The following is an 11,838-nucleotide window of genomic DNA, read 5'->3' on the forward strand; positions in this document are numbered from 1 at the left end:
AGCTTGACGTCGTTCACATCTTGTTAAATCAAAATGAGTGTTGTTGCTTGGGCTTCAGAGTAAGGTATGGTGCTTTGAATGATGGTGCTGTGCTCACTTGAGTTTACGTAAGAAGTATTATTGTTGAAAGAAGCTTCATTGGTCACGCTGGTGGAAAGCAGGTTGCTATACGAGATTGGAAGAGTCGGAGCAGGTTCGATATAGAACTCGATATGTCCTTTAGTGTTGCCGCCACGTCCATCGCTCACGATGAATGTAAAGCTGTGGAAACCTTGTTGTCCTAGCTCTGGCGTAAAGGTATAGCTACCATCCATATTTAATTCCACATGACCACCCCAATAAGGCTGTTTATCCAGCTTATAGGTCAGGGTGTCGCCATTTCTATCTGAAACGTTCTTGATGCTGGATTCAAGAGGCGTATTGTGCATGACTAATTCACGGGCGTATGATGTTTCTGGGGCGTAATTGTATGATCCATCGCTGTTGTTTACATGAATGGTGAGGGTGTAGGTATTTTTGGCGCCTTGCTCATCCGTGACCATGAAGTCGAAGCTGTCAATGCCTTGAAAGCCTGAGTTTGGAATGTATGAAAAACTACCGTCGTAATAGATGGAAGCCACTCCGTTTCCTGGTTGGTTGACTATGGAATATATTGGAGAAGCAGAGTCAATATCTTCAACCGGGGGCAAATATCCATGCAGGTAACCATTTTGATCTACTGATTGAACATCCGAAGATGAAGTTGGCGCATCGTTGAGGGGATTGATTGATAAGCTAACGCTGTACGTACTGATGCCACCTTGGCCATCATCTACAGAGTAGCCAAAGTAGTCAGAGCCGTAGTAGTTGGCATCGGGCGTATAGGAGTAGCTGCCATCAGTGTTGACAGTGGTCATGCCGTATATGGCTGGAAATGCCAGCACGTAGGTGATCGCGTCTCCATCCGCATCCGTGGCAGCTGGCAGCTTGCCTTCAAGCACTGTGTCCTCATCCAGCGATTGGTAAAGGTCATCGGCTATCGGGGCATCGTTGACAGGATTGACCGTGACGCTGACGGTATAGGTGTTGCTGCCACCATAGCTGTCATTAACCGTGTAGGTGAAGCTGTCATTGCCATGATAGTCAGGGTTTGGTGTGTACTCGTAATATCCCAACTCATTAACCGTGGCTATTCCATGCGAAGCCTGGATACCCAACGCGTATGTGACCCAGTCAAATGCCAGGCCATCTTCATCATTAATGGGTGGCAGATTCCCATAAAACAATGAATTTTCGTCGAGAGCGATGGCGGTATCTGCGGCAGTAGGAATGTCGTTGATGGAATTGATTTCCAGGTGGACGCTGTACGTATTGACGCCGCCTTGGCCATCGTCTACAGAGTAGACAAAGTAGTCCTGACCGTGGTAGTTGGCGTAGGGCGTATAGGAGTAACTGCCATCAGCGCTGACAGTAGCCACACCATTCATGGCAGGGGAGGCCAGGGTGTAGGTGATGGTGTCTCCCTCTACATCTGTGGCCGCTGGTAGCTTGCCATCAAGCACCGTGTCCTCGTCCAGCGATTGGTACAGGTTATCGGCTATCGGGGCATCGTTGACAGGATTGACCGTGACGCTGACGGTATAGGTGTTGCTGCCACCATAGCTGTCATTAACCGTGTAGGTGAAATTGTCATTGCCATTGTAGTCAGGGTTTGGTGTGTACTCGTAATAGCCAAGATCGCTAACCCAGGCCGTTCCATGTGATGCTTGGGTACCTAATGCGTATGTGACCTCGAATGGCAGTGCATCCTCGTCGTTAAAGGGAGGCAAATATCCAGCAAACCAAGTGTCTTCGTCAAGAGCGATGGCGGCATCTGCGGCAGTAGGAATGTCGTTGATGGAATTGATTTCCAGGTTGACGTAGTAGGTGCTGATGCCGCCTTGGCCGTCGTCTACAGAGTAGGCAAAGTGATCGTAGCCGTGGTAGTTGGCGTTGGGTGTATAGGTGTAGCTGCCATCAGCTTTGACAGCGGCCACGCCGTTCATGGCCGGGAATGCCAAGGAATAGGTAATGACGTCACCCTCTGCATCCGTGGCAGCTGGCAGCCTGCCTTCAAGCACCGTGTCCTCGTCCAGCGATTGGTAAAGGTCATCGGCTATAGGAGCATCGTTGACGGGATTGACCGTAACGCTGACGGTATAGGTATTGCTGCCACCATAGCTGTCATTGACCGTGTAGGTGAAGCTGTCCTTGCCATGGTAGTCGAGATTGGGGCTGTATTGATAATACCCGTAGCTGGAAATGGTAGCTGCGCCGTTGGATGGCGCTGTTGTGAGTGAGTAAGTCACATAGTCGCCATCCGCATCAGTCGCTGTAGGCAAGTATCCCACTGACGATTCGTCTTCATTTATTGAGATGGTGGTGTTACTTGCGATAGGAGCGTCATTTACGGGGTTGATGTACAAGTGAATGGTCGCAGTGTTGCTGTTTCCTTTGTCATCGCTGGCAATATACGTGAAGCTATCGGACCCGTAAAAATTGGCGTTGGGCACATATGTATAGCTGCCATCTGCTGTCATCTTCAGGGAGCCATTCAGGGGCTTGGTGCTCAAGCTGTAAGTAACCGGGTCACCCTCCGGCTCACGAGCAGTTGGTACTTTGCTGGTCAGTTGGGTGTCTTCATCCAGTGTCTTGTAGTCATGACTGGTAACAGGCGCATCTTCAATTGAATTGATGGTCAGATTGATGGTGTAGACATTACGCCCACCTTGGCCGTCATCGACAGCGTAGGTGAAGCTATCAACGCCGTGATAATCAGGATTCGGGTAATAGTAGTACCTGCCGTCTGGATACACGATTGCACTGCCGTGTTCTGGTTCAGTGACAATACTGTATTTGATGACATCAAATGGATCATGATCCGTGTAGGTGGGTAACTGCGCGCGCACACCCGTATCTTCATCCAGAGTTGCGCTCACGTCACTGGCAGTAGGGGCATCATTCACAGGCACAACATACAGGTTTGCCGTATAAGTATTGCTGCCCCCGTTGCCATCGCTAATGGTGTAAGTGAAGCTGTCAACTCCGTTGCTGTTAGCCGCAGGTGTGTAGGTGAAGCTGCCATCAGAGCGAACAGTGGCAGTTCCAGCGCTTGCTTGTTGTGCGAGGCTGTAGACGATGCGGTCGCCATTGACATCTTGTGCTAATGGCAAGGTGTTGTTCAGGGCAACGTCTTCTTCCAGGAAGTAGAACCCGTCAGATCCGGTAGGTGCCACGTTGGCTGCCTTGACGGTCAGGGCAATGTTGTAAATATTGCTGCCACCTTTGCCATCGTTGACGCTGTAGCTGAAACTGTCATCGCCCTGATAGCCAGAGTTGGGAGTGTAGCTATAGCTGCCATCAGCATTGATAGTGGCCTTGCCATTTTTGGCTTGACTGTGCAACGTATAGCTGATCTTGTCGCCATCGGCATCAGAGGCTGGGGGGAGTTTGCTGGCAAGAGGTGAGTTGACCTCGAGGGTCTTGCTATCGTTTGCTGCAATTTGGAGTTCCCCCTATCTCACGGACGGTTGAGCGCTGAAGAATTCAGCGCGGTAACGGTGGTATTTTCTACCGGGGACTGCCCGGATTGTGCATTGATTTGCTCGAATTCGTTGGGAGCAAGGTAGCCCAGTGCGCTGTGCAACCGATGTGGGTTGTACCAGCCCTCTATCCAGGTAAACACGGCATGCCTGGCCTCGGTCTGGCTTTTCCAGCTTCTTCGGTTGACCAGTTCGCATTCCAGGCTGGCAAAGAAACTCTCGGCCATGGCGTTGTCGTAAGCATCCCCCACCGATCCCATGCTTGGGCGCACGCCCATTTCCTCGCAACGCTTGCCAAACACCGTGCTGGTGTATTGGCTGCCCTGATCGGAGTGGTGGATGACGCCCTGGGGCTTGCGCGTGAAGGCGGCCATCTCCAACGCCTGCACCACCAGATCGGCCGTCATGCGCGTGCCAAAGGCCCAACCCACTACTTTGCGGCTGTATACGTCGATGACTACCGCCAGATAGGCAAACCCGCTCCAGGTAGGCAGGTAGGTCATGTCTGCCACCCAAAGTTGGTTAGGAGCATCCGCCGCAAAGCGGCGATTGACCAGATCGCTGGCCAGCCCAGCCTCTCGATCACGGCGCGTTGTCACGCACCAGCCGCGCCGGCGGCTGACACCCTTCAGACTCGCCTGACGCATCAGGCGTTCGACGCGCTTCTTGTTGACGATCACCCCATCGCGCGCCAGTTGCGCGACCATGCGCGGCACGCCGTAGGTGGTATCGCTCATCTGATGGATGGCTTTGATGCGCAGCAGCAGCTCGGCATTGGCCTGATCGCGTGCACTGGGTCGGCGATTTAGCCAGTCGTGGTAACCACTGCTGGACACACCCAACACCCGGGCCATGGTGCGTATTGGGAGATCGGCCTGGTTCGCCTGCATCAGCGCGTAGACGGCGTGGACGTCTTCTCGCTTTGTCCGGCAAACCAGGCCGTAGCCTTTGCCAGGATGTCGCGCTCCGTTTGAAGACGCTTGACCTCCCGGCGCAAGCGGACGAGTTCCTCGCGCTCGGACGTTGTCAACACATCCTTGCCGGATAACGGCTTGCCAGCATCGGCTGCAGCGCGTGCAACCCAGTTGGCAATGCTCACCGCTGACACATCGAACTCACGTGCCAGCTCGGATTGGCTGCGACCGGAATGAAACAGCTCGACGATCTGCTGTTTGAATGCCTCGGGGTACGGGGGCTTGGTTTTTCCCATGGGGGCTCCTTTCTTCTCAGTGAAAGTGTCCGTCAAATGGGGGGAACTCCAATTGGGGCCTTGTTGCTGGATTTGCTGTTACTACTGCCGCCGCCAATAGCAATGCCCGCCAGAGCAAGCGCTCCAATACCAGCCAGCACAGGCGTAGCGCTGCTGGCAGAACCCGCCCAGACACTGCTTAGGGTGTCGCCTGCCAAATGCTGTGTGGCTTGTGTGCCTTCGGCCAGCATGCTTACGGCGTTGCTGGCATCGGCAGTGGCAGGCAAGTAGGCTTGGAGGCTGCCGTCTTGTGTTGTCCCAAACAGGCTGTACGTGTCCGGAGCATGACTGTAGAAGTCTTCAATGATCAGGTCAGCCTGTTCCGAGGCTTCGCCCAAGACAACGTGCAAGTCATTTCCGTGACGACTGGTAGTTATCTTGCTGGGAGTGCTGGTACCGGTCGAATCTATGAATTGATACCTGCTTTCAGGCGTGGCCTTGATGCGTGCTGGTCCATCCTGCGTACTTGTTGGCAGCTGCACAATTTGAGCCTGAGGGGTGCCCTGAGTATGTACATGAAGAGCGATTTTTTGTTCTGATCCCGGCATGTTTTTCCTGTTTAGAGTGGTTACATTTTTTGGTCGGTATACAATGTAACAGAGTATTTTTACATTCTGATTCAAACGCCTCTCGCTACGGGTTTCCCCTGCGGCTCAACGTGCGCCGCCCTGCGTCAGAATGACGACAGAACAAACCCCCACCCCTCCAATGGTTGAGTGAATTGCTGTACTATTGGGCATTCCCATTTTCTAGATAGACGAGAACACCATGACCACTGCTACCGATGTCAGCACCCCTGTGGCTGATGTGCCTGCTTCCGACGATCCGATCCTGTTCACCGAGAGCGCTGCTGCCAAGGTGGCCGACCTGATCGCCGAAGAAGGCAACCCGGATCTCAAGCTGCGCGTATTCGTGCAGGGCGGCGGCTGCTCCGGTTTCCAGTACGGTTTCACCTTCGACGAAATCACCAACGACGATGACACCGTGATGACCAAGAATGGTGTTTCCCTGCTGATCGATGCCATGAGCTTCCAGTATCTGGCCGGTGCCGAGATCGACTACAAGGAAGACCTGCAGGGCGCGCAGTTCGTGATCCGCAACCCGAACGCGGAAACCACCTGCGGCTGCGGTTCCAGCTTCAGCATGTAAACTGGATCGGCCTGCCGATGCGCAGGCCTCCAGCGACGGGCCGCCCTTGCCGGGCGGCTTTTTCGTGACTGCTGCCATCTTCCCGTGACCCAGAACGATTCCCGACCGGCCGATACCGATGACCGCTCGCTGCGCATCCTGCTGTGGCTGGTCGCGGTCGGCTTCTTCATGCAGACGCTGGACGGCACCATCGTCAACACCGCGCTGCCGGCGATGGCGCGTGACTTGAACGAAAGTCCGCTGCGCATGCAGTCGGTGATCGTTGCCTATTCGCTCACCATGGCCACGCTGATCCCGATCTCGGGCTGGCTGGCCGACCGTTTTGGCACGCGCCGCATCTACCTCGGGGCGATCCTGGTGTTCGTGCTCGGATCGCTGCTGTGCGGCATGGCTGGCAGCCTGCGCGAGCTGGTACTGGCGCGCGTGATCCAGGGGGCTGGTGGCGCATTGCTGCTGCCGGTCGGCCGCCTGTCGGTCTTGCGCGCCTACCCGAAGGAGCAGTTCCTCGCGGCGATGAGCTTTGTCGCCATTCCCGGCCTGGTCGGGCCGTTGCTCGGCCCGACGCTGGGCGGCTGGCTGACTGAGGCGGCTTCCTGGCACTGGGTATTCCTGGTCAACGTACCGGTCGGCCTGATTGGCTGGCTGGCGGCCATGCGCTATCTGCCGGATTTCCGCGGCGAGGGCAGGGTGCGGCTGGATGTCGCCGGTTATCTGTTATTGGCCTTGTCCATGGTGATGGTGTCGCTGTCGGTCGATGGCGTGCACAGCTACGGACTGCCGGTCGTTGCCGCGGTCGTCATGCTGGTGAGCGGGCTGGCCTGCCTGGCAGCCTACTTCGTGCGTGCCTCGCGGCAGGAGCAGCCGCTGTTCCCGCTGGGCCTGTTCAAGGTGCCGTCGTACACGATTGGCCTGCTGGGCAACCTGTTCTCGCGGCTGGGCAGCAGTGCCATGCCGTTCCTGGTGCCGCTGCTGCTGCAACTTGGCATGGGCTATTCGCCGGCCCAGGCTGGCATGATGATGCTGCCGATGGCAATGGCGGGCATGCTGGTCAAGCGCATTGCCACCGGCACCATTACGCGCTATGGCTATCGCCAGGTACTGGTCACTAATACCGTGCTGCTGGGCCTGCTGATTGCCAGCTTTGCGCTGGTGCCGCTGTACCAGGGCGTCGGCTGGATGCTGCTGCATCTGGCGCTGTTCGGAGCCTGCAACTCGGTGCAGTTCACCGCCATGAATGCGCTGACCCTGCATGACCTGGATCCGCACCAGGCCAGCAGCGGCAACAGCCTGTTCTCGATGATGCAGATGCTGGCGATGAGCCTGGGCGTGGCGCTGGCTGGTGCCGTGCTGGGGGGCTTCAGCGACTGGCTGCAGATCGATGACCATGGCCAGGAAGTGGTGCTGGCGCTGCAGGGTACCTATGTCTGCATGGGACTGATGACGCTGGCATCGACCTGGATTTTCTGGCAGCAATCACCCGGATCACGACTCACGCGCAAGCTGCAGCAGCTGGATCTGCCGGAGTAGCCCATCTGACTGGCATTTTTTGTGGGGACTTAGGGCAAACCCGTGCATTTTTCCGGGGCAGGGCTACACTGACAGCACGTAACTATCACTCTTCTGGTGTGTCATGACATTCCGTTTTCCGCCTCCCAAAGTCCTGTTGATGTTGTCGGCCCTGGCGGCCATCATCACCATTGGCCTGAAGATGACGGCCTGGTACCTGACCGGCTCGGTTGGCTTCCTGTCCGATGGCCTGGAATCCTTCGTGAACCTGGCCGGTGCCGTTTTTGCCCTGGCCATGGTGACGGTGGCCGAGCAGCCGCCGGATGAAATGCACCCCTATGGCCATGACAAGGCCGAGTATTTTTCCTCGGGCTTCGAGGGCATCCTGATTTTTGGCGCGGCAGCAGCCATTCTCTGGACCGCCGTGGACCGCCTGTTCAACCCGCAAGAACTGGAACAGTTTGGCTGGGGCATGGTGCTCTCGCTGGCCAGTACCGTGCTGAATGCCGCCGGTGCCTGGGTGCTGATCATGGCCGGTCGCCACCATCGCTCGCCGGCGCTGGAAGCCGATGGCCGACACCTGCGCACCGACGTCTGGACCTCCATCGGCGTGATTGCTGGCGTGGGCCTGGTGCACCTGACCGGCTGGCTCTGGCTGGACCCGGTGGTAGCCATCGTGGTGGCGCTGAACATCATGTGGGAAGGCTGGCACCTGATCCGCATTTCGGGCAACGGCCTGATGGACGCAGCCCTCAAGCCCGAGGAACAGGCGCAGATCCAGGATATCCTGGACGACTACGTGAACCGTGAGCGTGATGCCCAGGGCCGCGAGCAGTTGCGGTTTGACCACGTGGCCACGCGTGCAGCCGGCCAACGCAACTTCGTCTCCATGCACATGCACATGCCGTCCAGCTGGACGATCGGCAAGTCGGCCAAGCTGCGCAACGATCTGGAACGTACGCTGCTGCAGGCGCAGCCGCACCTGCACGCCACCATCGAGATGATGCCATTTGACGTGGAGCCACACCAGTCGCTGTTCGATGCCGCCGAGAATGAAACCGACAGCGCCGAGGTTGCAGCCGCCGGGTCTCCGGTCAGTGCCAGCTGAGCCGGCGCAGTGCCAACTTGTCGCAGTCTGATACAGAGGGTGACACTTCTGTCATGCAAGTTTCACGGGAACGCATCATTCCTGTCATATCCTGCAGCCAAACTGCTGGGATTGAACGATAAATGACAGGATGTTCCGATGAAAGATCTGCCCACCCCCACGCTGGACTTGTCGCCGCGCAAGCGTGGCCTGCCGGCCCTGCTGCGCAAGCCGCTGCTGATGACGGGCACTGCTGCAGTTCGTACGGTGGCCGTGCCGCCGCCGGCACTGCCGGCAGAAGTGGTACGCGCTGACGTGCCGGCAGCTACTCCGGTGGCCGCGCGTCCGCAGCCTTACCAGATCCAGTGGGCCCGTCATCTGGACGAGGTTCGTGAGGCCCAGCGCCTGCGCTACCAGGTGTTCGCCCTCGAAATGGGTGCGCGCCTCAAGTCCGACCTGCCGGAACACGATATCGACCTGTTCGACGACTACTGCGAGCACCTGCTGGTGCGTGACAGCGAAACCGGCATGGTGGTGGGTACCTACCGCGTGCTGACGCCGGCACAGTCGCGCCGCATTGGCGGCTTCTATACCGAAACCGAATTTGACCTGGTGCGCCTGCGCCATCTGCGCAGCAACATGGTGGAACTGGGCCGCAGCTGCGTGCATGCCGAGCACCGCTCCGGCGGCGTGATCCTCGCCCTGTGGGGCGCGCTGGCCGAGTTCATGTCGCGCAACCAGCTCGATACCATGGTTGGTTGTGCCAGCATCCCGATGCAGCATCAGGGCCTCCCTTCCGGCCATGCCGCCGCCAGCATCTGGCAGCAGGTGCGTGAAAAGCACCTGGCCCCGATCGAATACCGCGTCACGCCACGCCTGGCGCTGCCGGTGGACGAGCTGCAGTGTGACGTGCAGGTGGATCCGCCGGCGCTGATCAAGGGCTATCTGCGCATGGGAGCCAAGGTGCTGGGTGCACCGGCGTGGGATCCGGACTTCAATACCGCTGACTTGCCCATGATGGTGCGCGTGCCGGAACTGCCGGCCCGCTACCGTCGCCAGTTCGGCCTGTAATTCCTGCTGCGGGCAGCACACCGGGCTGCCCCTCCGCTTCGTGCCTGCTGCGGCTTTTGCCGTACAGGCACGTTTTGTTGCGGGGGGCTGCCATGTGTCCTTTCAGGCGGGGGAGTATGATGAAAGAAAGCAACAACAAAGGCGGCAGAGCACCATGGTTGCGGTGCCTGATGCGGCCATCATGCAAGGAGAACTCATGGAACTGATTTTGTGGCGCCATGCGCAGGCAGTCGATGCCGACGGCACCATTGATGACCTGAAACGGTCGCTGACCCAGGAAGGGGAGCACCAGGCGGCTGAAATGGCGGCCTGGCTGGCACGTCACATGCCGACCGATACGCGCATCCTGGTCAGCCCGGCACTGCGTACGCGCCAGACCGTGCTGCGCCTGACCAAGCGCAACTACACCATCGTGCCCGAGCTGGCACCCGACCGTAACGCCGATGACCTGTTGCAGGCCGCTGGCTGGCCCGATGCCGGTGGCACCGTACTGGTAGTCGGACACCAGCCGATCCTGGGCGATGTGGCGCAGCGCCTGCTGGGCATGCAGATGAGCTGCTCGGTCAAGAAGGGCGCAGTCTGGTGGCTGCAGAAGCGCGTGCGCGAAGACCAGGAGCAGGTGGTGCTCAAGGCGGTGCAGAACCCGCGCATGCTGTAAGCGCCGCGCTTAGCGGATCTGCAGCTTGAAGTTCGGATTGATCCGGTTCCAGGCCTCGACTTCCTGCTGCAGCAGATACAGCGATTGCGGATGGGCCTGCGCCCAGTCGCGCGTGACGCTGAGCGTGAAACTCAGTGTCGGCAGCAGGCGGCGCTGCAGTTGCAGGCCTTCCATTTGCGGGTTGCGGCGCGCGTGGCACAGGATCACGGCCAGCCGCAGCGCCAGCAGCTGTGAACAGAACGGCACCTCACGGAAATCGGCATCGAGCTTGTGCAGCTTGCCGCGCTGGCCCAATACCAGCTGGCTCAGGTTGTGCAGCTCGGGCAGGGCGAAGCCCGGCGCCTCGGCATTGTCCATGATGTAGGCACCATGGCGGTGGTAGCTGCTGTGCGAGATATGGGCACCGATCTCGTGCAGGCGTGCTGCCCAGCGCAGCTTGCGCTCGGCGCGCTCGCGCACCTTGGCCATGCCTTCGATCGCCGGATACTGGCGGAACAGCTGCAGGGCAGTGCGCTCCACGCGCGTGGCCTGGGCGTTGTCGACCGCAAACTTCTGCATCAGGTTGTTGACCGTGGTGTTGCGCAGGTCGGTGGTGGGTTGCTCGCGGTCCAGCAGGTCGTACATGACGCCCTGGCGCAGGGCGCCCAGGGCGTGCTGCATTTCGGAAATCTGCAGCACGTCGAAAATCGCGATCAGTACCGCCAGGCCGCCAGCCAGCACCGGCTTGCGTTCTTCCTTCAGCGTCTCGATCTGCAGGTTGTCCACGTACTTGGCGCGTACCAGCCGGCTCTTGAGCCATTCCAGGCCCTGGCGCGTGATGATGCCCGGGGTCTGGCCGGCTGCCGTCAGGATCTCGGCGATGGCACCGATGGTGCCCGAGGAGCCATAGGCGACATCCCACTTGCCGGGCTGGTAGAGCTGGCTGGCCTCGTCCAGTTCGGCCATGGCGGCGATCTGGGCCTGCTTGAAGGCGCTGTTGCCGAGCTTGCCGTCAGGGAAGAACTTCATCGACCAGGTCACGCTGCCGAGCTGGAAGGACTGCAGCTGGTTGGCATCCAGGTTCTTGCCCAGGATCAGTTCGGTGGAGCGGCCACCGATATCGACCACCAGCCGGCGGGCGCTGGAGCGCGGCAGCAGGTTGGCCACGCCCTGATAGATCAGGCGCGCTTCTTCGCGGCCAGAGATGACATCGATCGGAAAGCCGAGGATCTGGCAGGCGCGCGTCAGGAAGACATCGCGGTTTTCCGCCTGGCGCAGCGTCTGCGTGGCCACCGCGCGGATATGGTCCTTGCGGAAGCGGGTCAGGCGCTCGTTGAAGCGCTCCAGACAGCTCCAGCCGCGCTCCATCGCTTCCAGCGACAGCATGTTGTTCTCGTCCAGGCCGCCACCCTGGCGCACGAATTCCTTGTGGTATTCGACGCGGGTAATCTGGCCGTTTTCAAATTTTCCGATTTCCAGGCGGAAGCTGTTGGAACCCAGGTCAAGGGCTGCCAGACGGGTGCCATTACGCATGCTGCAGTCAGTTCTTGTTCGATTTGTGAAAGATATGTGTCCTGAC

The 11,838-nt window shown here is 58.6% G+C and carries 9 protein-coding genes; 5 read left to right on the forward strand and 4 right to left on the reverse strand.

What is annotated here, in order from left to right; genetic code table 11:
* Window positions 1–23: 23 nt before the first annotated feature.
* The 3 genes from ACI3EV_RS03280 to ACI3EV_RS03290 all read right to left on the reverse strand — a co-directional run bounded on the left by ACI3EV_RS03280 (window position 24) and on the right by ACI3EV_RS03290 (window position 5,357).
* A complete protein-coding gene (locus ACI3EV_RS03280; protein WP_337691697.1) occupies window positions 24–3,521 on the reverse strand; it encodes a tandem-95 repeat protein in 3,498 nt (1,165 codons plus the stop codon).
* A gap of 17 nt (window positions 3,522–3,538) precedes the next feature.
* A protein-coding gene (locus ACI3EV_RS03285; protein WP_405197982.1) for an IS3 family transposase occupies window positions 3,539–4,770 on the reverse strand; the annotation gives its coding sequence in 2 pieces (ribosomal slippage) (window positions 3,539–4,503 and window positions 4,503–4,770; 1,233 coding nt in all).
* Between the two features lie 32 nt (window positions 4,771–4,802).
* Window positions 4,803–5,357 carry a hypothetical protein gene (locus tag ACI3EV_RS03290; protein WP_337690942.1) on the reverse strand — a complete coding sequence of 185 codons (555 nt, stop codon included), beginning with the start codon at window positions 5,355–5,357 and terminating at the stop codon, window positions 4,803–4,805.
* Between the two features lie 220 nt (window positions 5,358–5,577).
* Here ACI3EV_RS03290 and erpA point away from each other — a divergent pair, with 220 nt between their 5' ends.
* From erpA to ACI3EV_RS03315, 5 genes are all read left to right on the forward strand, one after another.
* Window positions 5,578–5,958: an iron-sulfur cluster insertion protein ErpA gene (gene erpA / locus ACI3EV_RS03295; protein ID WP_337690940.1), complete on the forward strand. Its 381-nt coding sequence runs from the start codon at window positions 5,578–5,580 to the stop codon at window positions 5,956–5,958.
* A gap of 84 nt (window positions 5,959–6,042) precedes the next feature.
* Entirely contained in the window at window positions 6,043–7,485 is a 1,443-nt protein-coding gene (gene mdtD / locus ACI3EV_RS03300; protein WP_329769915.1) for a multidrug transporter subunit MdtD, read from the forward strand.
* Window positions 7,486–7,624: 139 nt separating this feature from the next.
* On the forward strand, window positions 7,625–8,572 hold the full coding sequence (locus ACI3EV_RS03305; protein ID WP_405198028.1) for a cation diffusion facilitator family transporter: 948 nt from the start codon (window positions 7,625–7,627) through the stop codon (window positions 8,570–8,572).
* A gap of 138 nt (window positions 8,573–8,710) precedes the next feature.
* Window positions 8,711–9,622: a GNAT family N-acyltransferase gene (locus ACI3EV_RS03310; protein WP_329769913.1), complete on the forward strand. Its 912-nt coding sequence runs from the start codon at window positions 8,711–8,713 to the stop codon at window positions 9,620–9,622.
* 196 nt (window positions 9,623–9,818) lie between these two features.
* Window positions 9,819–10,280: a histidine phosphatase family protein gene (locus ACI3EV_RS03315; RefSeq protein WP_329769912.1), complete on the forward strand. Its 462-nt coding sequence runs from the start codon at window positions 9,819–9,821 to the stop codon at window positions 10,278–10,280.
* A gap of 9 nt (window positions 10,281–10,289) precedes the next feature.
* On the opposite strand, the gene ACI3EV_RS03320 is transcribed toward ACI3EV_RS03315, so the two are convergent.
* Window positions 10,290–11,792 (reverse strand): Ppx/GppA phosphatase family protein, encoded by a 1,503-nt coding sequence (locus ACI3EV_RS03320; protein ID WP_337690936.1) that lies wholly within the window; start codon window positions 11,790–11,792, stop codon window positions 10,290–10,292.
* Window positions 11,793–11,838 lie beyond the last annotated feature (46 nt).

The sequence above is a fragment of the Allobrachymonas wangyanguii genome (assembly GCF_045055315.1).
Classification (GTDB): domain Bacteria; phylum Pseudomonadota; class Gammaproteobacteria; order Burkholderiales; family Burkholderiaceae_C; genus Brachymonas; species Brachymonas wangyanguii.

Excerpts from the sequence above, each read along its gene's own strand:
- ACI3EV_RS03290 (WP_337690942.1), bottom strand. The coding sequence starts at position 5,357 with ATGCCGGGATCAGAACAAAAAATCGCTCTTCATGTACATACTCAGGGC.
- erpA (WP_337690940.1), top strand. The coding sequence starts at position 5,578 with ATGACCACTGCTACCGATGTCAGCACCCCTGTGGCTGATGTGCCTGCT.
- ACI3EV_RS03305 (WP_405198028.1), top strand. The coding sequence starts at position 7,625 with ATGTTGTCGGCCCTGGCGGCCATCATCACCATTGGCCTGAAGATGACG.
- ACI3EV_RS03310 (WP_329769913.1), top strand. The coding sequence starts at position 8,711 with ATGAAAGATCTGCCCACCCCCACGCTGGACTTGTCGCCGCGCAAGCGT.
- ACI3EV_RS03315 (WP_329769912.1), top strand. The coding sequence starts at position 9,819 with ATGGAACTGATTTTGTGGCGCCATGCGCAGGCAGTCGATGCCGACGGC.
- ACI3EV_RS03320 (WP_337690936.1), bottom strand. The coding sequence starts at position 11,792 with ATGCGTAATGGCACCCGTCTGGCAGCCCTTGACCTGGGTTCCAACAGC.